Consider the following 23,993-nt stretch of genomic DNA (forward strand, 5'->3'; position numbering starts at 1 on the left):
GTCCTACCGCACCTCCTGGTCGATGTCCGGAACCCGTGCCCATGACGGCCGCTCCGGCCGCGGCCGGCCCGTCCCGTTCTGCTGGTCCGGCCGCTCGTTGCGGCCGCGCAGCGCGGTGTGCAGCCCGTCCCACAGCGTGCCGTCGGTCCGGTCACGCGGATCGGGGTCGATCAGAACCACACCGATCACCGCGATGCGCAGGTCCGCGAGCTGCCGCGCCACGGTGTGCAGCCATGCGGCGCTGCCGTGCCCGGCGCGAACGACGAGCAGGGTCTGCGTACCGAGGTACTGGAGGTCGGTCCACGCCGCGCCGGGCGCCACCGAGCCGACGCCGAGCCGGCGCTCCTGAGGCGACGGGGCCGCGGCCTGCTCGCCGCTGACCACGGTGGGATCTCCCGGCTTCGGGCGGCGGTTGACGAGCCGCAGGCCGGGCAGACCGTCGATGATCACCACCGGCCCCTCCTCCGCCAGTGCGGCGGCGAGGTCCAGGGCGATCACAGTCGTGCTGTGCGCGCAGCCCAGTTCCAGCAGCGACACCGGTTCCGCGGAGCCGCGTACGGTACGGGCCAGGGTCGCGGTGAGCCGTGTCCGTGCCGCCCGGGTCCGTCGGCGCTGCCACAGCCTGGCCGGCCGGCGGGGCGTGCGGCGCAGCTCCGCGATGACCGAGGCGCCGAGGTTCGCCGCGATCTCCCGGCGCAGCACGGGGCGGTCCGCCACCACCGCGCCGACCGCGGCCACCGCGAGGCCGAGGACGAGCCCGAGGACGAGCCCGATCGCGGCGTTGGTCGCGGCGGTCCTGGGCAGGGAGTGCCGCACCGCGCGCGGGGCGTCCACGATCTGTGTGCCGGCGATGAGCTGGGGCGTGCCGACGCGCGCCTCGGCGGCGCGCTGGCCGAAATCGGTGATCCGGGAGGTGAGCTCGGCCCGGCGGGCGAAGAGCGACTCCATGTTCGCCGAAGCCTTCGGCCCGCTTCCCGCCGATGTGTCTGCGATCGCCTTGTTGACCTGGGCGAGTTCGTCCTGCATGCGGTCACGCTGGTCGAGCAGGGTCTTGGCCTCGGCGTCCGCAGCTTCCTGTATCCGCCTCACGTGGTCCGCGACGAACGCATCGGCCAGCGCCTTGGCCCGGGCCACCGCTTCCGCGTCGCCGTCACCTGTCACGGTGATCTGCAGCAGGTTGTTGGACAAGCCGATGCCCCCGTAGTCCTGCATGAAGTCCTCTGGTTTTTCCGGGGACCCCAGGGACTGCAGGGCCTTACCGGCGATCCGCGTGGTGTGCAGCAGCCCGACGTCGGTGCGGATCAGCGTTCCGGGGTCGTTCGGCTGGTCCGCCTGATGCGCGACCAGCACCTTGGTCACCGCGGTCGGCGGCGGCGGCATGAGGACCGCCACCGCCGCGCCGAAGAGCAGCCCCAACAGCGCCATGGAGCACCAGAGGCGGCGGCGCCTGCGCACCGCGACCACCAGCGCCTGCAGGTCCAGCAGCGGAGCGGCAGCCGACGGCTCCGAAGCCGTACTCGTCGTCACACCGCACCTCCCGCCGCGTCGTCGCCGACCGCGATCGTCGGCGTGGCGCCATGCGCAGGATGGCCGGCAGACCGCGTCGGACGGGCCCGGACCATGCCGGCGAGGACGATGCCCACGACCTCCTGCTTGGCGTCCGCACACGCCTCGGCGATGCCCGCGAGCTCCCCTGCGGTCCAGTTGCCCGCGCTGAGCACGACCAGGACACCGGACTCGCTGTCGCGGTCCGGCACCACCGGCCGGGACACCGAAACCCCCACGACCCGCAGCAGCGGATCGCTCTCGGCCTCGGCGACGAGCTGCCCGGCGGCCCGGCGGGCGATCTCGTCGCCGTCCGGGACGACAACCAGCAGCTGCCGGGGAGCCGGCAGCCGGTCCCGGAGGCGGGCGCACACCCGCCGGTAGCGGATCTGCCTGCCGGCCTCGTCGCCGGAGCTCTGCGGGGTCGGTATGTCCCACCGGATGTCGACGCCGAGCAGCCGGCGGATCCGGGCCCGCGGGCCACGGCCTTCCGGCCGGTGCGCGGGCCGTTCACCAGGTACGTCGACGGTACCCAGCAGCGCCGAGCCCAGCGCCGCGGCGATCTCAGGTTCGGTGCGCAGCCGGCGACTCATCCGTGCGGCGGTGAGATGGCCGATGACCGCGAGCAGGAAGAACAGCAGTGCCCCGCCGACGATGAGCTGCGTCCTCGTCGGCGGTGCCTCGCCGGCCGGCCGGGCCGCCGGCCCCATGACGACCATGTTGGCCTTGTTGGCGGCCGGGTCGGCCTGGTCCAGCTTTTTGATGGCCTCCTGCAGCGCTGTGCGCAGCTTCGCGAGCTCGGTGCGGGTCTGTACGCTCTCCACGGTCTGCCCCGGATCGGCCGCTTCGGCCAGGTCGGTGATGCGGCGGCTGGTCTGCACCACCATCTGCCGCAGTGCCTCGGGCCGCGCTGCCGCTTCGGGGTCGGTGTTGGCGCCCGCAATCCGAGCGGCGAACGTGACGAACTGCTGGGCCACCTGGTCGGAGAGTTGCTGTGCGCGCTCCGGGGTGTCGGCCGTACCCGAGATCTTGATGATGTTGCCGTCGGCGGCCTTGGCGCTCACCTGATCCCGCAGCTCGCTGCCGCTGACCCCGGACCAGCCGAGCGTGGCAGCCGCGCGGTCGACCACCACCGAACTGGTCGCGATCTCCGCCTGGGTCAGCAGCTCGCGCTCCTGCCACGCGCCCGGCAGCAGTACCGATGCCGACGTCGTGTAACGCGGCGGAATCAGCAAAGAGGTGCCGTAGCCGACGAGCGCACCCACCACGGCGAGGATGGTGAGAAGTCGCCAGCGCCGACGGATGATCCGACCGATCGTGACCAGGCGTATCGTGTCATCGCTCAACGGTGCGGTCTCCCCCCTGCCCGTCCCGTTCGGCCGCCGACACCGGAGCGTGGTCACGCAAGGCTGCGGCGTAGGCGGCGAGCAGCGATGCTTGCGAGTTCCGCCAGGAGAGCGGCCCGTTGATCCGCTCCTGGCCGATCTTGCCCATCCGGGCCCGCTTCTCAGGATCGTCCAGCAGCAGCGCGATGAGCTTGGCGAACTCGGCCTCGTCGTTGGCGGGCGCGTAGACGGCGGCGTCACCGGCGGAGACTCGCGCCTCCCGGAGGTCGAACGAGACGATCGGCCGGCCCATCACCATGTACTCCAGGACCTTGTTCATGGTCGACACGTCGTTGAGCGGATTGCGCGGGTCGGGGGAAAGGCACACGTCCGCGGTGGACAGGTAGCGCACCAGGTCGGCGTCCGGGATGCGCCCGGTGAACTGCACCTGCTCCGAGAGCCCGAGCCGCCGGGCCAGCTCCACCATCGCGTCGAAGCTGTCGCCGGCGCCGACGAACACCGCGTGCCAGTCGGTCCGCCCGAGCTCGTCGCGCAGCTTCGCGAGGGCTCGCAAGGCGTAGTCGACGCCGTCCTGCGGGCCCATGACGCCGAGGTAACACAGCAGGTGAGGCTTGCCGCGCTTCAGCTCCTGCTCGGGCGGTACCGGCTGGAACCGGTCGGTGTCGGGCGCGCTGCGCACCACGAAGACGTCCGCCGGCCGCCGACCGCCACGGCTCAGCGCGACGTCCCGGTAGCTCTCGTTCGTGGCGAGCACGATGTCCGCGGCCCGGTAGGTCCGCCGTTCCAGCGCGAGCACGGCGCGGTACAGCAGATCCTCGCCGCGGTCGAACCGGGAGAGGTACAGCTCGGGTACCAGGTCGTGCTGGTCGAAGACGAACCGCGCCCCGCGCCGCTTCAGCCACAGTGCCGGCAGGAACAGCAGGTCTGGCGGATTGCAGGCGTGGACCACGTCGACCGGGCCGACCTTGCGGGCCAGCCGGACCGTATGCCACAACGCCGATCCGTACTCCTGCAGGTAGCCGGCCGGCCCTCCGGTGGCCGCGCGCAACGGGTAGCGGTGGATCCGCACCCCGTCGATCTCCACCTCCGGTTCCGTGTCCCGCTTTTCCCCGCGGGGACAGATGACGTGCACCGTCCAGCCCGCGTCGCGCAGCGTCGTGCACTCCTGCCACACCCGCCGGTCGAAGGGCACCGACAGGTTCTCCACGAGGATCAGCGCGCGACGGGTCGGCCCGTCGCCGCTGACTGTGCCGTCGAACGACGTGTCACCAAGCAAGGCCCATGTACCCCGGTTCGGCCCGGCGCGCTTCGGCGTCGGGAAGGCGGATGAGGTCGACGATCACCGGGCTGGCGCCATGGGGCAGCGCGGACAGCACGGCCGGATCCTTGGTCCCGACCAGGCACACCTCGGCATGCTCGAGCACCTCGCCGACGGACTCCGCGAGCAGCTGCGCGAGGTGCGGCAGCCGGGTCTCGATGTACTCGCGGTTCGCGCCGAGCAGCCGGGAGAGGTTCACGTTGGGGTCGTAGATCCGCAGGTCGTAGCCCTTGCCGAAGAGCCTCTCCGCCAGCTCGACGAGCGGGCTCTCGCGGAGGTCGTCGGTGCCGGGTTTGAAGGACAGCCCGAACAGGCCCACCCGGCGCTTGCCGGTGCGCTCGACCAGCTCCACCGCGCGTTGCAGATGTTCGGAGTTGGAGGGCAGCACGTGGGCGAGGATGGGCACCGAGACGTCGGCCCGCCGCGCCGCGTGGAGCAGGCTGCGTAGGTCTTTGGGCAGGCAGGAGCCACCGAAGGCGAAGCCGGGCCGCAGGTAGGCGGGGCTGATGTTCAGCTTGCGGTCGGCCAGGAACACGTCCATCACCTGGTGCGAGTCCACCCCGAGCGCCTGGCAGACCGAGCCCAGTTCGTTCGCGAAGCCGATCTTGAGGCCGTGGAACGCGTTGTCCGCATACTTGATCGCCTCGGCCGTCGGGACCGGCACCCGGAACACTTCGCCGGGCAATCCGTCGTACAGCGCCGCCACCACGTCGCCGCTCGCCGGGTCGAGCTCGCCGATGACGGTCTTGGGCGGGTCGAAGAAGTCCTGGACGCTCGTGCCCTCGCGCAGGAACTCCGGGTTGACCGCGACCCCGATGTCCACCCCGGCCGTGCCGCCGACGTACTTCTCCAGGATCGGAACCAGCAGGTTCAGGCACGTGCCCGGGAGCATGGTGCTGCGGAACACGACGGTCTGCCGCCCGCCCCGCTCGGCCACCGCGGCACCGATCTGCTCGGTGACCCGCTCCAGGTACGTGGTGCACAGGCTGCCGTTGGGCTCCGACGGCGTGCCCACGCAGACCAGCGACACCTCGCTGCCCCTGATCGCCTCGCGGACGTCGCCGGTGGCGCGTAACGCTCCGGCCCGCACGACCTCGGCGATGAGCTCGCCGATCCGCTCCTCGACCACCGGGGCCTTGCCGTCGTTGACCAGGTCGACCTTCACCTGGTTCACGTCCACCCCGATGACCTCGTGACCCAGGCTGGCCAGGCACGCGGCCGACACGCAGCCCACGTAACCGAGTCCCAAGACGCTGACTCTCATAACCCGTTCCTCCCCCCGGGCAGGCCCTTGTGGCCTGCCGTCCGCGAGCCGACCGGACAACGCCCTCCGCGCATCAGTAGGCCCCCTGCCCCTGAAGCACCGCGCGCAGCGTCTTCCACAAAATCACCGTGTCGAGGGCGAGCGACCAGTCCTCCACGTACCGCAGGTCCAGCCGGACCGCCTCCTCCCACGGCAGGTCGCTGCGTCCGCTGATCTGCCACAGGCCGGTGAGCCCGGGCTTGACCAGCAGCCGCCGCCGGATGTCCGGGTCGTACGCAGCGCACTCCTCCGGTAAAGGAGGCCGCGGACCGACGAGTGACATCGATCCGGTGAGCACGTTGAAAAGCTGCGGGAGCTCGTCGATCGAGTACCGGCGCAGCATCGCTCCCACCCGGGTGACCCGCGGGTCCCGGCGGAGCTTGAACAGCGGGCCGGCGCCCTCGTTGCGGTCGGCCAGCTCGGCACGTGCCCCGCCGGCCCCGGCGACCATGGTGCGGAACTTGAAGATGGTGAACTCCCGGCCGTCCTTGCCGACCCTGCGCTGGCGGTAGAACGCCCCGCCCCGGCTGTCCGCCAGCACGACCGCCCCGACGAGCACCATCAGCGGCGCGAACAGCATCAGCAGGACCGCCGCGCCCATCCGGTCGACGACCTCTTTGACGGCCCGGCGGCCCCCGGTGAAGGTCGGCATGCTGACCCGCAGCAGCGGGATTCCGAGCACCGCGTCGACGTGCAGCCGCGGGCCGGCCACCTCCATCAGCACGGGGGCCACGACCATCTCGGCATCGCTGCCTTCGAGGTTCCAGGCCAGCCGCTGCAGCCGGTCCGGTGACCAGTGCGGGTCCGGTGTGACCGCGACGACACGGTAGCCGTCGCGGCGGACGTGGCCCGCGACCGCCGTCAGTCGGCCGACGACCGGCACTCCGTCCAGTTGGTCACCGTCGAGCCCGAGCCCATCCGGCGTGCACACCGCTTCCACCCGCCAGCCTAGGTGCGGGAACTTGCGGGTTCGGGTGATCAGGTCGCGCACGGTGGCCAGGCTCCCGGCAGCGAGCACCGGGCGCAGGCACCGTCCTTCTTTTCGCTGTTTGTGCAGCCAGAGGCGCAGCAGATACCGCTCGGTCATGGTGATGAGCGCGATCGCCGGGATCGCGACGAAGATCCAGAGCTTGATGTTGCGCGAGGTCAGGGCGATCCCGCCGAGCGCCAGTACGACGGCCGCCGTGAACAGTGAGCGTCCGAGCCGGCGGAATTCCTCGGCGCCCTGGCCGAGCACGGCCGGAGCCCACGACCGGCTCACCGCAAGCGCCACCAGCACCAGCAGCTCGGTGCCGAAGGCGAGAATTCTCCACTTCTCATGCCAGTTGGCCGCGTCCCGGACCCCGAAGGAGCCGCCGATCGCCGCCACCACGAAGGCGGTGGCCACGGTATCGCTGGTGATCACAGTGCGGCGGTACCGCTGTTCCCAGTCGATGGCGGGCTGCCCGATCGCCCCGTTCACCGGTCGCCCGCGCGCCGATAATAACGGGCCGGCTAATCCCCCCTCCCCCTGCTGCACAATCCCCCCCAGGTCGCCAGTGGACTCGACGTGTTCGCTCCACACGGTTCCTCCCCCCGGGAGGCTCGCGCCCCCCGCACTGTTCCTCCCCCGGGAGGCCCCGCCCCCCGCGCCGCGCTGTTCCTCCGGGAGGCCCCCGCCCCCCGCGCATGGCATACCGGCCATGGCAGTGCCACTTGAACACCCCACCCGGCAGGCAGCGGATTCGCATGTCTTGTCAGAGTCTCCAGGTGCGCGGGAACCCGTCCGTAGCGCCTGCCCTGAAGATCACTATTTGTCACCTCGTGTCCGAGCATGCGAAGCAGGGTCAATGTAGACCACGAGGGCCCCTCTGGAGAGGGGAATGTATGCAACTTGTGCTCAGGCTTTGAAGGTGGGCCCACCGAACGGCCGCTGTCCGCAAGCGCGTTGAAGGCGAGACACGCCTTGCGACCTGTGATGACGGGCGTTCTCCGGGCTGTCGGCACCGGCGCCACGGACGCAGGCGGCGCCGCCGGCGACAGGCGGACTCCCTGCCCCACCGAGCCCTTCGCGGCCGCCCGGCATGCGGTGCCACGCCCGGGACTCCGTCTGCCTGTCGCTGCGGGGCCGGCTCCCCTACCGTCACAGTGAGCGGTGCCCAGTCGGCACCCCGCCTGACAGGTCGTCATCGAGGTCGGCAAGAGGTCGGCATCAGAGCGTCACCTGTAAGCCTCACCGGGAGATACGCATGAGGATGCTGATCAACAGTCCGGAGACCGTCGTCGCCGACGCGCTGCGCGGTATGGCCGCCGCGCATCCCGATCTGGACGTCGACGTGGAGCGGCGTGTCGTCGTACGGCGCGACGTGCGCGGCGGGGGCCGGGTCGGGCTGGTGTCCGGGGGCGGGTCCGGGCACGAGCCGCTCCACGCGGGCTTCGTCGGGTACGGGATGCTGTCGGCCGCTTGTCCCGGGGAGGTGTTCACCTCACCCGTTCCGGACCAGATGCTGCGGGCCGCGGCGGCGGTGGACAGCGGGCAGGGAGTGCTGTTCGTCGTCAAGAACTACACCGGGGACGTGCTGAACTTCGAGATGGCCGCCGAGCTCGCCGAGGAGGACGGCCTGCGCATCGAGCGGGTGCTGGTCAACGACGACGTCGCCGTCACCGACAGTCTGTACACCGCCGGGCGGCGCGGCACCGGCGCCACGCTGTTCGTGGAGAAGATCGCCGGCGCGGCCGCCGAGGAGGGGGCGCCGCTGGAGCGGGTCGCGGCGATCGCCCGGCGGGTGAACGACTCCTCGCGCAGTTTCGGGGTGGCGCTGAGCGCGTGCACGACGCCCGCGAAGGGCAGTCCGACCTTCGATCTCCCGGACCAGGAGCTGGAGTTGGGGGTCGGGATTCACGGCGAGCCCGGCCGGGAGCGGCGCGCGATGATGCCGGCCCGGGAGATCGCGGAGATCGCGGTGGGCGCCGTGCTGGAAGAGCTGGCGGGGGTGGGCCCGGCGGGCGGCCCGGTGCTCGCGCTGGTCAATGGGATGGGGGCGACGCCACTGCTGGAGCTGTACGGGTTCCACGCGGAGGTGGCGCGGATCCTGGCCGAGCGGGGTGTGCCGGCGGCGCGGACGCTCGTGGGCAACTACGTCACGTCGCTCGACATGGCGGGGTGTTCGGTGACGTTGTGCCGGGCCGACGAGGAGCTGCTGCGGCTGTGGGACGCGCCCGTCCAGACCGTCGCGCTGCGCTGGGGCCGGTGACCGTATGGTGACCGTGGGACCAGGCACCGGCCGAGGGGCCGGAAAGAGGCGAGGAGATCCGGTGCGTGACGCAGACTTCTTCCGGCGCTGGATGACGGCCGCCACGGAGGCGGTGGAGCGGGAGGCGGACCGGCTGACCGAGCTCGACTCCCCCATCGGGGACGCCGATCACGGAAGCAACCTCCTACGAGGGTTCACCGCAGTACGGGCCGCCCTGGAAGCGGAGGCTCCGGCGGCGCCGGGGGCGGTCCTGCAACTGGCGGGACGGACGCTGATCTCGACGGTCGGCGGGGCGTCCGGACCGCTGTACGGGACCCTCCTACGGCGTACGGGCAAGGAGCTCGGAGAAGCCGCCGAGGTCTCCGACGACGAGCTGCGCAAGGCCCTGTACACGGGGGTGGGCGCGGTGGCGCAGCTCGGCGGCGCGGCTCCGGGGGACAAGACGATGCTGGACGCGCTGGTACCGGGGGTGGCGGCGCTGAGCACCTCCTACCGCGCGGCCGAGGAGGCGGCGGAGAACGGCGCCCGGGCAACGGTGCCGATGCAGGCGCGCAAGGGGCGGGCCAGCTATCTGGGTGAACGCAGCATCGGCCACCAGGATCCGGGGGCGACGTCGGCGGCGCTGCTACTGGCGGCGCTGGCGGACACGGCGGACGCGCCCGGAGCGGGCGCATGACCGCGGCCGTGGGCATCGTGCTGGTCTCGCACAGCGCGGCCGTCGCCGAGTCGGTGGCGGAGCTGGCCCGCGGCCTGGCGGCGGGCGGCCCGGTGGCCCCGGTCGCCGCGGCGGGCGGCACGGCCGACGGCGGTCTGGGCACGAACGCGGAAATGATCGTGGCGGCGGTGCGTGCCGTGGACCAGGGCGCCGGGGTGGTCCTCCTGGCGGACCTCGGCAGCTCGGTGCTCACGGTGAAGGCGCTCCTGCTGGACGGCGACCTCCCGGAGGGCGCCCGCCTGGCGGACGCTCCCTTCGTCGAGGGCGCGGTGACGGCCACGGTCACGGCCTCCGCCGGCGCCCCCCTCGACATGGTCCTGGCCTCGGCGGTCGAGGCCTATTCGTACCGCAAGACCTGACCTGACCGGCCGGGCCGGGCCCGGCCGGACAGCCAGGCCAGGCCAGGCCAGGCCAGGCCAGTAGGCCTTAGCGGCCGCGCAGGGTTTCGATCTCGCGGCGTTCGCGTTTCGTCGGGCGGCCCGCGCCGCGGTCGCGGATGCCCACCACCGCCGCCTCCACCGGGGTCGGCGGCGGGGGGCTGTTGTCGATCAGGCACTCCGCCGCGACCGGGGGGCCGACCCGCTTCGCCACCGGGCGCTTGACCACCACGACGCGTTCCCGCCCCGCGTGGAAGAGCCGCACCTCGTCCCCGGACCGGACCAGCTGCGCCGGCTTCGCCCGTTCGCCGTTGACCTTCACATGGCCCGCGCGACACGCGCCGGCCGCGATCGCCCGGGTCTTCGTCAGGCGGACCGACCAGATCCAGGCGTCCACGCGAGCGCTTCCGGCGCCCGTTCCCGTCCCTGGTCCCGTCCCTGGTCCCGTCCCTGTTCCGTCATCAGCCATACCCCGACTCTAGCGAGAGCGGCCACACCCCACGGAACGGGTTTTGGTGGTTGCGACAAGTGACGTGGCATCTGCCATGCAGATCATCCCAAGATGATTGCAAATGCGGGACAGGTGCCCCTACCTTGTCGCACATGCAGTCCGTCACGATCGGACAGGCCGCCCGCCTGCCGGGCGTCAGACGAGCCACACCACCCGCTCAGCCCCGGCCACCCGCTCCGCCCGTCACCGGCGCGGGTCACCTCCGCGCGGACCCGGCACCCGGCCGGCCGCCGACCCGACCGAGGAGCACCCGCTCATGTCCCCGATGATCCTCAAGCGCCGCCGCACCGCTGCCGCCGCCCTGACCGCCGCCGCCCTGCTCGTGCCCGTCCTGTCCGCCTGCGGCAGCAGTGACGGCGACAACGACGTGAAGGCCGACGCGACCTCCCCGGCGGCCGCCTCCGCCGCGCCCAAGGCCGCGAACCTCACCGTCCTCGCCGCGTCCTCCCTCACCGACGTGTTCAAGACCGCCGGCGCCGCGTACGAGAAGGCGCACCCGGGCACCAAGGTCACCTTCTCCTTCGCCGGTTCGCAGGAGCTCGCCGCCCAGGTCAAGCAGGGGGCCCCCGCCGACGCGCTGGTCACCGCCGACACCAAGACGATGGACGGCCTCAAGGCCGAGACGAACGGCGCCTCGGTCATCGCCAAGAACCGCCTGGTCATCGCGACCGGCAAGGGCAACCCGTTCAAGATCGACGAGCTGAAGGACCTGGCCGACAGCAAGATCAAGGTCGTGCTCGCGGCGCCCGAGGTCCCGGTCGGCCGCTACAGCAAGCAGATCCTCGACGCCCAGAAGGCCGAGGTGAAGCCGGTCTCCCAGGAGCCGAACGTCCGCGCCGTGCTGAGCAAGGTCGAGCTGGGCGAGGCCGACGCGGGCCTGGTCTACAAGACCGACTCCGCGAAGTCCGGTGACAAGGTCGTCAACGTGGAGATCCCCGACGCCCAGAACGCCGTGGCCTCCTACCCCGCCGCCACGCTCAAGGCGTCCAAGAACGCCGAGGCCGCCGCCGCGTTCGTGGCCTGGCTGAGCACCCCCGAGGCCCAGAAGATCCTCCAGGACGCGGGCTTCCAGAAGGCGTAACCGCCCGTCCGGCTGCGGCTGCCCGGTCCGGGGGACGGGCAGTCCCGCTCGGCGTCGTATCCGCCCCCGGGTATCCGCCCCGTGTCGTATCCGCTCCGGACATCCGGCCCCGCCGAATCCCGACCTTCCCCCGTCCCGGCATCCCGGCCTTCCCCCGTCCCGGCCCCGCCGGATCCCCCGCCGTCACAGCTTCTCCCGCCAGGATCGCCTCATGAGCAGACTTCGCAGCCGCGGCACCCGAACACGCCCCCGGACGCGCACCCGAACCCCCGTCACGCTGGCGCTCCCCGCCCTGCTCGCCGTGGCGTTCCTGCTGCTGCCCCTGGTCGGCATCCTCACCCGGACCCGGTGGAGCGAGCTCGGCACCCATCTCACCAACCCCGGCGTGGTCCAGGCCCTCAAGCTGTCGCTGCTGGTGTCCTGTTGGGCACTCGGCCTCTCCCTCGTCCTCGGCGTGCCGCTGGCCTGGCTGCTGGCCCGCGTCGACTTCCGGGGCAAGGCCCTCGTCCGCTCGCTGGTGCTGCTCCCGATGGTGCTGCCGCCGACCGTCGGCGGTGTGGCCCTGCTGCTCGGCTTCGGCCGGCGCGGAGTGCTCGGTCCGTGGCTGGAGGGCACCTTCGGCATCACGCTGCCCTTCCACACCTCGGGAGCCGTCGTCGCGGCCACGTTCGTCGCGATGCCGTTCCTCGTCATCAGCCTGGAGGGTGCGCTCGGCGGCCTCAAGCCGAGCTACGAGGAGACCGCGGCCTCCCTCGGCGCCTCGCCGGTGCGCGTGTTCTTCACGGTCACCCTGCCCATGGTGGCCCCGGGGCTGATCGCGGGCGCCGCGCTCACCTGGGCCCGGGCGCTGGGCGAGTTCGGTGCGACCATCACCTTCGCCGGCAACCTGCCCGGCACCACCCAGACGCTGCCGCTCCAGGTGTATCTGCTGCTCCAGGACCAGCCGGAGGCCGCCACCTCCGTGTCACTGCTGCTGCTCGCCATCGCCATGGGCGTACTGATCGCCCTGCGCGGACGGTGGACGGGCGCTCCCGTCGCCGCGAAGGCCGCCCAAGCGAACGCGGCGAAGCCGATGCAGGAGCCCACGGCGCCGACGCCGGAGCCGGCGCCCGAAGCCGATCCGACCGGCACCGCGACGGCGCCCCACGCCGGACAGTGGCCGCTGCACGCCGAGGTGACCGGCTTCAACCGGCTCACCCTGGACGCCGAACCCGGCACCACCATCGCCGTCGTCGGCGAGAACGGCGCCGGCAAGACCACCCTGCTGCGCGCGCTGCTCGGCCTCACCCCGCGCGCCCACGCCACCCTCCGGCTCGGCGACACCGACGTCACCGAACTGCCCCCGCACAAGCGGCAGGTCGCCTGGGTCCCGCAGGACGGCGCGCTGTTCCCGCACCTGAACGCCCTGGCCAACACCACGTACGGGCTGCGTGCCCGCCGGGTGCCGCGCGCCGAGGCCCGCCGCGAGGCGCGGACCTGGCTGGACCGGCTCGGGGTCGGGCACCTCGCCCACCGCCGGCCCGCCGAACTGTCCGGCGGGCAGGCGCAGCGGGTGGCGCTGGCCCGGGCGCTGGCCGCCCGGCCCCGGCTGCTGCTGCTGGACGAGCCGCTCGCCGCCCTGGACCAGACGACGCGGGCCCACGTCCGGCACACCCTGCGCACGCACCTGGCCGCCTTCGGCGGCGTCTGCCTCATCGTCACCCACGACCCCGTCGAGGCCGTGTCCCTGGCCGACCGGGTCCTCGTACTCTCCGACGGGCAGGCCCTGCAGGACGCCCCGCCCGCCGAGGTGACCCGCCATCCGCGCTCCCCGTGGGTGGCCCGGATGCTGGGGCGCAATGCCTGGCCCGGCACGGCGTCGGCCGAGGGGCTCGCGCTCGCCGCCGGGGGCCGGCTGGTGGTGGCCGAGGCGCTGCCCGAGGGGGCGCAGGCGCTCGCCATCATCGCCCCCGAGGCGGTGTCGGTGCACCGGGACCGCCCGGGCGGCAGCCCCCGTAACATCTGGCCGGGCACCGTACGGGAGATCACCTCGGTCGGCAGCCGGCTGCGCCTGCTGATCGCCTCGGCCGAAGCGCCCGACCTGGTCGCGGAGATCACCCCGGAGGCCGCCGCCGACCTCGGCATCACGGACGGGACCGCGGTGTGGACCAGCGTGAAGGCGACCGAGGTCACCCTGGTACGGCTCTGAGACGGCCACGGAAGCGGAAAACGCCCAGGTCCGCGTGTCCGACCGTTCGCCGCAATGCTTTGGACGGTGGACGCCGGCTGACATATGTTCACCGGAGCCCCGCGCGTCCGCGGGGCTCGTTCCATGTCAGATGTTCCCGTGGGGGGTCCACCGTCATGTCCTTCAGCGCGCCCGGCTCACCGCCGTCCCCGCCTCAGCAGCCGCAGCACGCGGCGAACCCGTACCCGGCTCAGCCGCAGCCGCAACCGCAACCGCAGCCATACGCTGGACAGCCCGGCGGATGGCGGCCGCCGGTCGCCGTGGACGTGCTGCGCTCGCCGCGCGGACTGAGCGTGGCGCTGACCGTCCTGCTCTCGGTCTCGGCCGTACTCGCCCTGTGCTCGGCGGGCGCGTACCTGTACATCCGCTCCCTGATGGCGGACCTGCTGGCGGACCCCGCCCAGGTCACGCCGGACACGCTCGACCGGGCCGACTTCCTGGCCACCACTCCGGACAGCTTCGGCGCCCTGGCCATGATCGCGACGGGAATCGTCTTCATCGCCTGGTTCCACCGCGTCCGCCAAAACGGCGGGTTGTTCCGCCCCGACGGCTTCACCATGGCCCCCGGCTGGGCCATCGGCGGCTGGTTCGTCCCCCTCGCCTTCTGCGTCATCCCGTTCGTGATCGCGAAGCAGACCTGGTACGCCAGCACCCAGTTCGGGCCCGACGGCTCCTTCCGCAAGGTCTCCGTCGCGCCCGTCACCGCCTGGTGGGTGCTCTTCGTCGTCTCGCAGGGCATCGACCGGATCTTCACCCGGCTCTACGAATCTGCCGACGGCCCCGAGGAACTGCGCGGGGCCGCCACCGGCTGCGCCGTCTCGGGCCTGCTCTCCGCCGCCGCGGCCGTCCTCGCGATCCTCTTCGTACGGAAGCTGACGGCCATGCAGACCACCAAGGCCGTGCAGGGACCGTACGCGGCGCTCTGACGCTCACGTACCGCCGCGCTCCGGGACGGCGAACTCGCACCACACGCACTTCCCGCCGCCCCGGGGTTCCACGCCCCAGGAATCCGCGAGCCGGTCCACCAGCATCAGACCGCGCCCCGAGACCGCCCAGTCGTCCGCCTCGCGGCGGCGCGGCAGGGCGCTGCTGGTGTCCTCGACCTCGATCCGGATCCGGCCCTCCGGGGTCAGCCGCATGCTGACGTGGCCCACGCCGTCCGTGTGGACCAGGGCGTTGGTCATCAGCTCGTCCGCCGCGAGCTCGATCTCGTCCGCCTGGTCCCACGCGCCCCACGCCGCCACGGCGGCCCGGATCAGGTGGCGGGCCATCGCCGGGGCGTCCGGGTCACCGGGCAGGAGGCGCTGGCGCAGCGGGCCGCCGCCGCGCGGGGTGGCGACGCCGCGGCGGCGCAGCAGGAGCAGGGCCATGTCGTCCCCGCCGCCCGCGTCGCCGACCAGGTCGCACAGGACGTCGGCGAGTTCCTCCACGTCGACGGGGCCGGCGTGTACCGCGTCCATGAGCTCGCGCATGCCGGTCTCGCCGTCGACGGCGGCAGCGGCATCACCGGCCGCGCCCGGCCGCTCGATGAGGCCGTCCGTACAGAGCAGCAGGGTGTCGCCCGGGTGCAGCTCGACGCTGGTGACGGGGTACCCGTTGCCCGTGCCGGTGCCGACGCCCGTGCCGTGCGGGTCGCTCGACGGGAGCCCGAGGGGCAGCCCGCCCGCCACCTGGAGCCGGTGGCAGCTGCCGTCGCCACGGCGCACCACGGGGTCGAGGTGCCCGGCGCGGACCAGCTGGGCCATGCCGGTGGTGAGGTCGATGTCGGCGTACGTACAGGTGGCGAACCGTTCCGTCTCCAGTTCCCGCAGGAAGGCCGAGGCCCGCGCCATCGCCGTGCCCGGTGTGTGGCCTTCGGAGATGTAGGCCCGGAGCACGATCCGCAGCTGGCCCATGACGGCGGCGGCGTCCGTGTCGTGCCCCTCCACGTCGCCGATCATCACCCCGACGCGGCCCTCGCCGAGCGGGATCACGTCGTACCAGTCGCCGCCGATGTCCCGCCCCACGCGGGCCGCCCGGTACCGTACGGCGATCAGCGCGCCCGCCACCTCCGGGATCCGGCGCGGCAGCATGGCCCGCTGGAGGCCCTCGGCGAGGTCGTGCTCCTGCTCGAAGAGGATGGCCCGCTGCAGGCTCTGCGCGATGCCGCTGCCGAGCGCGACGAGCAGGTTGCGCTCCTCGGCGGTGAAATCGCCGTCCCGCGTGTACAGCAGCCCGAGCGCGCCGATGGTGCGGCCCTGGGCGATCAGCGGCAGGTACACGCCGCTGCGCACGGCCAGCGGTTCGATGTACGGCCACAGCTGCGGGTAGCGGCGCTGGAACTCCTCGCGGGAGGCGAGGAAGACCGGCTGCATGCTCCGTACGGCTTCGCTCATCGGGAACTGTGCATCGATGCGGGTGTACTCGATCTCCGGGACGTACGAGCCCAGTTGCCCCTCCGCGACGAGGTGGATCCGGCCCCCGTCGACGATGCCGAGCATGACGCTGACCGCGCCGAGGTGGCCGAGGGCCTCGGGGTCCTTCAGGGTCTCGGTGACGTCGTTGACGGTCCGGGCGTGCCCGAGGATCGCGGTGGTCCGCTCCACCACGCCGGTCATCCGGCGCCGCCCCTCGGCCTGCTCCCCGCCGGCACCGGGCTCGCAGGGGTCGTGGGCGGCGTCGCGCAGGATCCCGATGACGCGGTACGGGCGACCGTGCGGGTCCCGCAGGATGCTGCCCTGGATGTGCGTCCAGGCCGGGGAGCCGTCCCGGCGGCGGCTGCGGAAGTACGCCCCGTAGTGGCTGCGGCCGTCCTCGAGCGCCTGCGCGGCCCGCGCGTCGACCCGGGCCTGCTCACCGGGCGCGACCCGGGCCCCGAGCCCGGCGGGGGTGCCGCTGAACTCTTCCCGGCGCAGGTCGAGGACCTCGAGGGCGGTGGAGTCCAGATGCATCTGTCCGCTGTCGAGGTCCCAGTCGAAGGTGCCCATGCGGTTGAGCGCGAGGCTCGTGTCCGGCTGGGCAGGCCAGTCGACCCGAGGGCTCTCTCCCCTCTCGGCCATGCAGCCAGGGTCTCACTCTTCGCGTCTCCCCGCCCTCGCCCGCCGGGGAGTGCCCGCCGGGGAAGCCCGCCGGGCACTCCTCCACGGCACGTCCCGGCCGGGGCCCCGGCCAGAGCCCCATCCGGCGCCGGCCGCCTCGGGCCGGCCGCCGAGCCACCGGGCCCGGACGGGCCGCCACGCCGGGCCCGCCCCTCACTGGTCGGCCCCGGGACGCGGGCTCCCCGCCCCGCGGGCGGGGGCGACGTTCCCCGGCCGGTGCTGCCCGCGCAGGGGCGGCTCGGTCGGCAGCGGGACGGAAAGGGTCCAAAGTCCCGGCCTGTCGGGACTTTCCCTGAAGAGGCGGCTCGCGCTGTTCCACGAGGATCATTCTTGATCATCTTTAGCGGCGTCAGCCGTCCCTCCGCAAAGGGACCTTGGCGCCCACGGCAGTGTGGGGTGTGGCTTGTCGCAAGCACCGAATCCGACGACCGAAGGCGGGGGCGCCGGCAAACGCCCCGGGCGGACACCCGGCGGCTCCCCCGGAAACGGGAGCGTCGTCATACGCCCGTACCGCGACCCCCTCGTCCTCGAGCCGCTCTTCCGGGACGAGGAACCCGCCGCTCCCGATCCGGTCGCCGAAACCCTCCGGCACCCCCCGGTCCGGGCCGCCAAGACCCGTACCCCCGCCCCGACGACCCCCCGCACCCTGCCCCCCGTACTCGACCCCGCGCTCACCGAGCGCCCGGCGCGGGCCTGCTCCGGCTGGTGGGCGCTGCTCGCCGCCGCGACCGCCGCGGCCGGGGCCGGGCTGCTCGTGCGGTACGAGGACCTGCGCCTCTCCCCCGCGCCCGCCGAGGCCTGGCCCCTGGCCCTCCTCGTCTGCTGCGCGGCCCTCGCCCTCACCGCCCTCGGCGGGCTCCGCCGCGGCCGCACCGGCCACGCCTGGGCGCTGAGCCTCTTCGGCCGCTACCGCGGCACGATCCGCCGTACCGGACTCGTCTGGTCCAGCCCCGTGGCCCGGCACGCGCGGGTCGACGTACGACTGCGGCACTGGCGCAGCGAGCCCCTCGCCGTCGTCGACGCCGAGGGCACCGCGCTGCGCGTCGTCGTCCTCGTCGTCTGGCGGGTCAAGGACACCGCCCGGGCGGTGCTCGCCGTCGAGGACCACACCGCGTACCTGCGCGGGCAGGTGGAATCCGCGACCGCCCGCGTCGTCTCCCGGATGCCCGCCGACTCCTTCGGCCCCGAGCCGGCCGACCCCGGCACGCTGCGCGACACCGAGGCCGTGGGCGACGAACTGACCCGGCTGCTCGCCGCGGAGTGCCGGGCCGTCGGCATCGAGGTCTTCTCCGCCCGGCCGCTGCACGTCGAGTACGCGCCCGAGGTCGCCGCCGCGATGCAGCGCCGCCGGGTCGCCGCGATCGACGCCCGGCACCGGGACTCCGTCCTGACCTCCGTCCTCGACGCGGTCGACGACACCGTCCACCGGATGTCGGACCGCGGGCTCGTGAGCCTCGACGACTACGAACGCAAGGCCCTGGTCAAGGACTTGACCGTGGCCTTCTACACGGCAAGCGGCCCCGCCGCCGACGCCCGCTGAGAACCCCCGATGGAGAGGAACCGCCCATGCGCACGCCCGAGTTCACCGAGGACATACCCGACTGCTGTGAGTGCGCCGGCTGCGCCTTGGGCGCGACGACCCTGACGGCCGGGGTGTCCCGTCGCCGCTGCACCCTGCGCGGGGCCGTGGTCGCGGCGGTCGGCGCGACCCTGCTGGTGGGCACCGGCGCGGGCGTCGCGTCGGCCGAGCCGGCGCCGTCCCATGCCGGCTGGGACGGGTCGAAGTACTGGTACAAGGACCAGACCGGCTGGTGGCGCTGGACCTCGCACCACGACAAGTACCTGGAGAAGTCCGGACAGAAGGCCTCCACGCCGAAGTCCACGTCCACGTCCACGTCCACGTCCACGTCCTCGTCCTCCACTCGGACCTCCGAGCCGACCTTCCGCGGTCGCGCGGGCTGGGACGCGACGGACCGCGTGTACTGGTACAAGGACGCCACCGGCTGGTGGCGCTGGACCAGCCACCAGGACAAGTACGAACGCAACACGGGCCGTTCGGGCGGCGGCGCGGGCGGCTCCGCATCCTCGGGCTCCTCCGGCTCGGCGGGGCAGGCCGGCGGCTCTGGCTCCGGCACCCCGCTGCGCCAGGGGACCGAGGGCGCCATCGCCTTCGCCAACGGCCACCTCGGCGACCCGTACGTCTGGGGCGGCAACGGCCCCCACGGCTGGGACTGCTCGGGCCTGGTCCAGGCCGCGTACCGCTCCGCCGGCATCTCCCTCCCCCGGGTCGCCGACGACCAGTACCGGGCCACCACCCCGATCGCCCGCTCCGAACTGCGCCGCGGCGACCTGGTCTTCTGGTCCACGAACGGCCGCGCTTCCGGGATCGACCACGTCGCCATCTACCTCGGCGACAGCCAGTACCTCGAGGCCCCGCGCCCCGGCAAGAACGTACGCGTCTCGTCGTTCGCGAACTACAACCCGAACATGTACGGCCGAGTCCGCTAGGCAACGCTCCCCCGCCGTGGTACCGACGCGCCGCCGAAACCGGCCATCCCACGGGCATCGCCCTGCTGGCCGGGGCCCTGCGCGCCATGGGCCGGGCGCAGGAGGCCGAGCCGCGGCTGGAGCGGCCGGCCCGGCGGGCGGGGGAAGCCGAGCGGTGGTACCGCCGCGCCGCCGAGGCGGGCCACCTCCGGGCCACCGCCGCCCTGGGGGTCATCCTGTACGAGGACGAACGCGCGGGAGAGGCCGAGCAGTTCCTGCGGCGCGCGGCCGAGGCCGGTGACGCGGCCTCGATGAGCAACCCCGGCACGCTGCTGTACATCGCCGGCCGGATGCCGCAGGCCGAGCAGTGGTACCGCCGCGCCGTCGAGGCCGGGTTCGACCGCGCCCTGCACGACCTCGGCGTACTGCTGGAGAACACCCGGGGGGCGGACGAGGCCGAGCAGTGGCTGCGGCGGGCGGCGGTGACGTCACCTCCATGGTCAACCTGGGATTCCTGCTCTTCCACACCGGCCGGAAGGGAGAGGCCGAGCAGTGGTACCAGCGCGCCGCGGCCGCGGGCGGCGTGACGGCCGCCAAGCTGCTGCGCGGCCGGCTGTTCAAGAAGCCCAAGGCGCGTCGGCGCTGGGGGGCCCGTAGGCCCGACTGACGCGTCCGGCCGGGCAGCGATTGCCGGACTCCGGAAGCAAGCGGACAATTGGATCATCCCGTCCAACTGAGAATGGGGATTCCCATGACAGCCAAGACACGCCTCCAGTGGGTGTACCGGGCGTCGATCGGGACCGGCATGGCGTGCGGAATGGCGATCGGCCTCGCGTCGCCGGCCTCAGCAGCGTCACTGGTGAGCGTGGTATTGGACGCTCCCTACGCCACGGTCACTTTCCGCGACACCGACACCAGGGACCAATCGCACACGCTCATCCTGACGCCACAGAACGCCGGCGGTGAATCTCGGCGCATCGTCGTCGCCGGGGAAGTACCCAGCGTGAACAGGACGGTCGTCAAGATGGTGAACGCCGGCATCAGACCGGGCGTCGCCTACTGCGCGGTGGTCGAGACGGCGGTCAAGGGGGAAGACGGGATTCTCGGCAGCTTCGGAACCACTACCACGTCCAACAAGGTGTGCTCCGAAGGGGCCGGCTCCGCCAACGCCCCGACCGACGTCTCGATCGGCTCCATCGAAGGCGAGGCCAGCCCGCAGGCGGGCACCAACCGCAACTACTGGGTCAGTTACGCCAACTCCGGCGCCGATGCCAAGGGCGTCACCGTTGACGTGCAGACCTCCGGCTCCATCACCATGCGCAGGCCACCGGAGTCCGGCACCTTCCACGGCATGCAGTGCGCCGCGTCCGGCACCGGCTTCCACTGCACCGGCGGCACCATCCCGAAGGGCGCGAAGGGACAGATCCCGCTCCTCGCCACGGTGAAGAACGCGGGCCCCGGTGCCATCCACGCCACCATCAGCGTGGCGGGCGACCCCAATCCCGGTAACAACTCCCAGACCTTGGGCGTCATCGCGGTCCCCAAGGCGTGACGGCCTCCGTCCCGGTCGACACCCCGGACCGTACGGGGGACGATGGACGGGACGGGCGCCTCCGGGTAGCCCAGACCGCCGCCTGACGGGCGGCGGCCGGAGGGAGAGTTCCGGGGCACGGTCCGCGGTGTCGGCGTGCCCCCCACGACCGGCATGTGCCCGCGGCGGCGCGATGGAGAAAACACCATGAACCGGCGCAGCCGCCGCACGACCGTCACCTGATCGCCTGTTCGGTCCTGGCCGGCAGCGTCGTCGCGTTCGCCCCGACGGCGTCGACAAGCAGGCCAGCTCGGACGAGATCCGCAAGGCCCGTACCGACGGCTTCCGGGAGGGCGTCAAGGCCGGCAAGGCCGCGGCCCGGAGGACTGCCACAGCGAAATGCCCGAGCCGCACAAGAAGCCCGGACTGGCCGCGCAGGACGCGGCGGTCGATGAGGCGTTCAACCAGGGCTTCGTGGCGGGCGCCACGAGCGCCTGCAACAAGTTCTGCCACACCGGGCATTGACCGCGACCCGGGCACAGCTCTACGGCGACGGCTCGGCCACGGGGGTGGCATCCGTGACCGCCCGCGGCGCGGGCGGCGGCGAGGAGGAGGAGGAGGAGGAGGACTGCGGCGGGGGCTCGGGGGCCGCCGAGGACGGTGCGGAGGACTCGTCCGACGGGGAGGCGGGAGACGACGGGGACGAGGACGAGACAGGGGGAGACGACGGGGCCACCGGCCGCAGAGGCGGTGAGGAGGCGGACTCCGACGGCGAGCTCGAACCGGAATCGGACGGCGAGGGCGGCAGCGGCGGCGACGGGATCACGGGCGGCGGCGGCGCCGGCTTGTCGTGCTTGCCCTGGTGGTCGCCGCGGTCGCGCTCGTACCAGGTCCGGTCGTGGTGGTCGTAGATCACGAACTTGTCGACGACGGTCACGGACGGGGCGATCACCACCACCTGCGTGGGCCGGTACGAATTCCACACCTGCCCGAAGCGCTTCGGATTGGCCTTGAGCGCCACCGGCGGCGCGAGCGGGTTCCCGCACGCGCAGCGCACCCGCGGCACCCCCCGGTCGTCGACGAGCACGGCCGTGCCGGCCTGGAGCACGGCCTGGTAGCTGGTGGCCTTGCCGTCCCGGTAGCCGTGATTGGTGACCCGGGTGTCCATGCGCAGCTGCACTGGCGTGAGGGAGCGCAGGTAGGCGGGTACGGAGGCCGGCCGGATGCCGAGCGCCGAGGCGAAGGCGGTGTTCTTGGCGGGCTGCGCCGTGAGCACCCTGACCTGCTTCTCCACGTCACAGCTGGCGAGGTGCCGGGTGCCGCCGTACAGGCCGGGCGAGGAACCGCTGATGCTGCGCGTCCCGGTGGGGCTGGTGGAGGGCGGTGGGCTCTGTGGCGGCTCCGGCGGCGGCGTGGCCTGCTCGGCGGCGGTGGACTCGGTGAACGGATCCGGCCCGGAAGCCACGGCGGGCTGCAGGAACACCTCGCCGTCCGCGGAGGTGGAGGTGCCGCTCGGCCTGGTGAGCACCACGGCCAGGACCACGGCCGCGGCCACCGCGACCAGCGCGGTGACGAGCCCGGGTACGGAACGCCACCAGGGCCCCTTGGGCGGCGTACCCGCAGGCGTACCCCCGGGCCCGCCGCCGCCCGACCCGGGCGGGGCGGGCGGCGGCGGTGGCGGCGGCGGAGGCCCCTGCTGCCCCCCGGACAGCGGGCCGGAGGGCGGGCCCGTGGGGCGCTCGGGCGACGGCGGCGGCTGCTGGCCGGAAGGTTGCGTGGTCACAGGCGGGCTCTTCTTCCAGACGGAGGAGTTCCGGTCCCAGTCGAGATACGGAGATTCCACTGCCATTGCATAGAAATCTCCGGATTTGTTCACTCTTGCCGCCCATTGTGTGCGTCGTTCAGATGGTGCCCGCAAGCGGAGGGTGCCTACGGTTGCAGGGTGATCCGTACGCCCAGTACGTCCGGCAATGCGTCGGCCGCCGCGTCCGCAGGCTCCGCCAGGGCCTGGCGTGACGCCCTCGCCGCGGTGGTCGCGGGCTTCGTGGTGATGGCCGTGGTCGCGGCCGCCGGGCTGGCCCTGGCGGGCGCGGGCGATCTGCCGGGCGGGGCCTTCCCCCATGTGGTGGCCGCGGTCGTCGTGATGGCCGCCGGCGGCTCGGTCGAGGTGGCGGGCGGGGCCGGCTTCCTGGCGCAGGCCGATGCGAGCCTGTCCGCACTCCCCCTCTCGGTGAGCCTGGCGGGCGCGCTCACCGCCGGCTGGTGCTTCCTGCGCCCGCTGCACTACCGGGCGGTGGCCGGGCCCCGCGAACTCCTGGCCCGGTCGGCCCCGTTGGTCCTGCTGTGGCTGCTCGCACTGCTGGGCACCTCGCTCCTGGCCCGGCAGGACTTCTCCGTCTCCACCGGCGACTCCCCCGCCGGGGAGATCGCGGGGGAACTGGGCGAACTCCTCGACTCCGCCCCGAAGGTGGGGTTCAAGGCCGCGGTGCCCGCCACGCTCCTGTTCGGACTGCTGTGGATCCTGGGGCTGTTGCTGACCGCCCTGCTGATCTCGCGCCGCGCTCCGCTCCCGGCCGGGCTGATCCGCTTCCACGCGGTGGTGCGCCCGGCCGCGTTCGCCGTGGTCGCGCTGCTCCTCGCGTACGTCGTCCTCGGTGTCGTGGCCGGTCTGGTGGTGGCGGCGACCCAGGGGCACGCGGCCCGCACCCTGGCGGTGGTCCTGCTCGGCCTGCCGAACCTCGCCTGGCCCGCCCTCACCCTGGGCCTCGGCGGGGCCTGGGAGGGCCGGGTCGAGGGGCCGTTCGGGCTGCCGATGCCGCACCCGCTGGACCAGGTGCTGCGCGGCTCCGACCTGTCCACGGTGGACGTGGGCTCCCTCGCGCGGCAGGACTCCCGGGCCTGGTGGCTCGTGGTGGTGGCGGCGGTCCTGCTGCTCGGCGCGGGCGTCCTGGCGGCCGTGCGCTCTCCGGCCGAAGTGCGCCCCTGGCAGCACGCGCTGCACCTGGCGGTGGCGCTGGCCCTTGCCACCCTGGCGGTGTGTCTGCTGGCAGCGGTCCAGGCACAGTTCGGCCTGTCCCTGCTGGGCATCGGCGACGTGGGCGGCCTCGGCGGCAAGGTCGAGCTCCGCCCCGTCCTGTGGCGCACGGTGGGCCTCGCCCTGCTCTGGGGCGCGGTGGCGGGCTTCCTGGGCGCCCTCCTGGCCCGCCCGCTGCGCCACCGCGGGCGGGTGGACCAGTAGACCT

At 73.1% G+C, this 23,993-nt stretch carries 19 protein-coding genes and 1 pseudogene; 12 read left to right on the forward strand and 8 right to left on the reverse strand.

Going from position 1 to position 23,993, the window contains the following annotated elements; translation table 11 throughout:
* Positions 1–3: 3 nt before the first annotated feature.
* The 5 genes and pseudogenes from ACFWBF_RS06070 to ACFWBF_RS06090 all read right to left on the reverse strand — a co-directional run bounded on the left by ACFWBF_RS06070 (position 4) and on the right by ACFWBF_RS06090 (position 7,031).
* Positions 4–1,527 carry a Wzz/FepE/Etk N-terminal domain-containing protein gene (locus ACFWBF_RS06070; protein ID WP_385595902.1) on the reverse strand — a complete coding sequence of 508 codons (1,524 nt, stop codon included), beginning with the start codon at positions 1,525–1,527 and terminating at the stop codon, positions 4–6.
* Complete coding sequence (locus ACFWBF_RS06075) at positions 1,524–2,891, reverse strand: Wzz/FepE/Etk N-terminal domain-containing protein (protein WP_385595904.1); 1,368 nt, start codon at positions 2,889–2,891, stop codon at positions 1,524–1,526. Before ACFWBF_RS06075 ends, ACFWBF_RS06070 begins: the two co-directional genes overlap by 4 nt.
* Positions 2,888–4,167: pseudogene (locus tag ACFWBF_RS06080) on the reverse strand (glycosyltransferase family 4 protein). The gene ACFWBF_RS06075 and the pseudogene ACFWBF_RS06080 overlap by 4 nt, the downstream one beginning before the upstream one ends.
* Positions 4,157–5,473: a nucleotide sugar dehydrogenase gene (locus ACFWBF_RS06085; RefSeq protein WP_385595910.1), complete on the reverse strand. Its 1,317-nt coding sequence runs from the start codon at positions 5,471–5,473 to the stop codon at positions 4,157–4,159. The pseudogene ACFWBF_RS06080 and the gene ACFWBF_RS06085 overlap by 11 nt, the downstream one beginning before the upstream one ends.
* A gap of 73 nt (positions 5,474–5,546) precedes the next feature.
* Entirely contained in the window at positions 5,547–7,031 is a 1,485-nt protein-coding gene (locus ACFWBF_RS06090) for a sugar transferase (protein ID WP_385596121.1), read from the reverse strand.
* Between the two features lie 709 nt (positions 7,032–7,740).
* On the opposite strand from ACFWBF_RS06090, the gene dhaK reads away from it, so the two are divergent.
* The 3 genes from dhaK (at position 7,741) to ACFWBF_RS06105 (ending at position 9,819) form a co-directional block, all read left to right on the forward strand.
* Entirely contained in the window at positions 7,741–8,745 is a 1,005-nt protein-coding gene (gene dhaK / locus ACFWBF_RS06095) for a dihydroxyacetone kinase subunit DhaK (RefSeq protein ID WP_385595913.1), read from the forward strand.
* A 61-nt stretch (positions 8,746–8,806) separates the two neighbouring features.
* Positions 8,807–9,421: a dihydroxyacetone kinase subunit DhaL gene (gene dhaL / locus ACFWBF_RS06100; RefSeq protein WP_385595916.1), complete on the forward strand. Its 615-nt coding sequence runs from the start codon at positions 8,807–8,809 to the stop codon at positions 9,419–9,421.
* A complete protein-coding gene (locus ACFWBF_RS06105) occupies positions 9,418–9,819 on the forward strand; it encodes a PTS-dependent dihydroxyacetone kinase phosphotransferase subunit DhaM (protein ID WP_385595919.1) in 402 nt (133 codons plus the stop codon). The genes dhaL and ACFWBF_RS06105 overlap by 4 nt, the downstream gene beginning before the upstream one ends.
* A gap of 67 nt (positions 9,820–9,886) precedes the next feature.
* Here ACFWBF_RS06105 and ACFWBF_RS06110 read toward each other — a convergent pair whose 3' ends face one another.
* Positions 9,887–10,306 (reverse strand): RNA-binding S4 domain-containing protein, encoded by a 420-nt coding sequence (locus ACFWBF_RS06110; protein ID WP_385595922.1) that lies wholly within the window; start codon positions 10,304–10,306, stop codon positions 9,887–9,889.
* Positions 10,307–10,604: 298 nt separating this feature from the next.
* Between ACFWBF_RS06110 and modA the strand changes: the two genes are divergently transcribed.
* From modA to ACFWBF_RS06125, 3 genes are all read left to right on the forward strand, one after another.
* Positions 10,605–11,429, forward strand: coding sequence for a molybdate ABC transporter substrate-binding protein (gene modA / locus ACFWBF_RS06115; protein ID WP_385595925.1), 825 nt, complete (start codon positions 10,605–10,607; stop codon positions 11,427–11,429).
* Between the two features lie 211 nt (positions 11,430–11,640).
* Positions 11,641–13,617: an ABC transporter permease gene (locus tag ACFWBF_RS06120; RefSeq protein WP_385595927.1), complete on the forward strand. Its 1,977-nt coding sequence runs from the start codon at positions 11,641–11,643 to the stop codon at positions 13,615–13,617.
* A gap of 299 nt (positions 13,618–13,916) precedes the next feature.
* Positions 13,917–14,582 (forward strand): DUF4328 domain-containing protein, encoded by a 666-nt coding sequence (locus ACFWBF_RS06125; RefSeq protein ID WP_385595930.1) that lies wholly within the window; start codon positions 13,917–13,919, stop codon positions 14,580–14,582.
* A gap of 3 nt (positions 14,583–14,585) precedes the next feature.
* On the opposite strand, the gene ACFWBF_RS06130 is transcribed toward ACFWBF_RS06125, so the two are convergent.
* Positions 14,586–16,694 (reverse strand): SpoIIE family protein phosphatase, encoded by a 2,109-nt coding sequence (locus ACFWBF_RS06130; RefSeq protein ID WP_385595932.1) that lies wholly within the window; start codon positions 16,692–16,694, stop codon positions 14,586–14,588.
* A 442-nt stretch (positions 16,695–17,136) separates the two neighbouring features.
* On the opposite strand from ACFWBF_RS06130, the gene ACFWBF_RS06135 reads away from it, so the two are divergent.
* The 5 genes from ACFWBF_RS06135 to ACFWBF_RS06155 all read left to right on the forward strand — a co-directional run bounded on the left by ACFWBF_RS06135 (position 17,137) and on the right by ACFWBF_RS06155 (position 21,276).
* Positions 17,137–18,273 carry an SPFH domain-containing protein gene (locus ACFWBF_RS06135; RefSeq protein ID WP_385595935.1) on the forward strand — a complete coding sequence of 379 codons (1,137 nt, stop codon included), beginning with the start codon at positions 17,137–17,139 and terminating at the stop codon, positions 18,271–18,273.
* Positions 18,274–18,299: 26 nt separating this feature from the next.
* Positions 18,300–19,241, forward strand: coding sequence for a C40 family peptidase (locus tag ACFWBF_RS06140; RefSeq protein ID WP_385595937.1), 942 nt, complete (start codon positions 18,300–18,302; stop codon positions 19,239–19,241).
* 86 nt (positions 19,242–19,327) lie between these two features.
* Positions 19,328–19,807, forward strand: a complete 480-nt coding sequence (locus ACFWBF_RS06145; protein ID WP_385595940.1) for a tetratricopeptide repeat protein — start codon at positions 19,328–19,330, stop codon at positions 19,805–19,807.
* A 230-nt stretch (positions 19,808–20,037) separates the two neighbouring features.
* Entirely contained in the window at positions 20,038–20,772 is a 735-nt protein-coding gene (locus ACFWBF_RS06150; protein WP_385595944.1) for a hypothetical protein, read from the forward strand.
* A gap of 378 nt (positions 20,773–21,150) precedes the next feature.
* Positions 21,151–21,276 (forward strand): hypothetical protein, encoded by a 126-nt coding sequence (locus ACFWBF_RS06155; RefSeq protein WP_385595948.1) that lies wholly within the window; start codon positions 21,151–21,153, stop codon positions 21,274–21,276.
* Between the two features lie 19 nt (positions 21,277–21,295).
* Here the strand turns inward: ACFWBF_RS06155 and ACFWBF_RS06160 are convergent, their stop codons facing one another.
* Positions 21,296–22,534 (reverse strand): DUF6777 domain-containing protein, encoded by a 1,239-nt coding sequence (locus ACFWBF_RS06160; protein WP_385595951.1) that lies wholly within the window; start codon positions 22,532–22,534, stop codon positions 21,296–21,298.
* 162 nt (positions 22,535–22,696) lie between these two features.
* Between ACFWBF_RS06160 and ACFWBF_RS06165 the strand changes: the two genes are divergently transcribed.
* The gene (locus tag ACFWBF_RS06165; protein ID WP_385596124.1) at positions 22,697–23,989 is read left to right on the forward strand and encodes a streptophobe family protein; all 1,293 of its coding nucleotides are present in this window, start codon (positions 22,697–22,699) and stop codon (positions 23,987–23,989) included.
* Positions 23,990–23,993 lie beyond the last annotated feature (4 nt).

The organism is Streptomyces sp. NPDC060028 (assembly GCF_042736725.1).
Classification (GTDB): domain Bacteria; phylum Actinomycetota; class Actinomycetes; order Streptomycetales; family Streptomycetaceae; genus Streptomyces.

Bases quoted from the DNA above. Each gene is read 5' to 3' on its own strand.
- ACFWBF_RS06085 (WP_385595910.1), bottom strand. From the start codon at position 5,473: ATGAGAGTCAGCGTCTTGGGACTCGGTTACGTGGGCTGCGTGTCGGCC.
- dhaK (WP_385595913.1), top strand. From the start codon at position 7,741: ATGAGGATGCTGATCAACAGTCCGGAGACCGTCGTCGCCGACGCGCTG.
- ACFWBF_RS06105 (WP_385595919.1), top strand. From the start codon at position 9,418: ATGACCGCGGCCGTGGGCATCGTGCTGGTCTCGCACAGCGCGGCCGTC.
- ACFWBF_RS06110 (WP_385595922.1), bottom strand. From the start codon at position 10,306: ATGGCTGATGACGGAACAGGGACGGGACCAGGGACGGGACCAGGGACG.
- modA (WP_385595925.1), top strand. From the start codon at position 10,605: ATGTCCCCGATGATCCTCAAGCGCCGCCGCACCGCTGCCGCCGCCCTG.
- ACFWBF_RS06120 (WP_385595927.1), top strand. From the start codon at position 11,641: ATGAGCAGACTTCGCAGCCGCGGCACCCGAACACGCCCCCGGACGCGC.
- ACFWBF_RS06130 (WP_385595932.1), bottom strand. From the start codon at position 16,694: ATGGCCGAGAGGGGAGAGAGCCCTCGGGTCGACTGGCCTGCCCAGCCG.
- ACFWBF_RS06140 (WP_385595937.1), top strand. From the start codon at position 18,300: ATGCGCACGCCCGAGTTCACCGAGGACATACCCGACTGCTGTGAGTGC.
- ACFWBF_RS06145 (WP_385595940.1), top strand. From the start codon at position 19,328: ATGGGCCGGGCGCAGGAGGCCGAGCCGCGGCTGGAGCGGCCGGCCCGG.
- ACFWBF_RS06150 (WP_385595944.1), top strand. From the start codon at position 20,038: ATGGCGATCGGCCTCGCGTCGCCGGCCTCAGCAGCGTCACTGGTGAGC.
- ACFWBF_RS06155 (WP_385595948.1), top strand. From the start codon at position 21,151: ATGCCCGAGCCGCACAAGAAGCCCGGACTGGCCGCGCAGGACGCGGCG.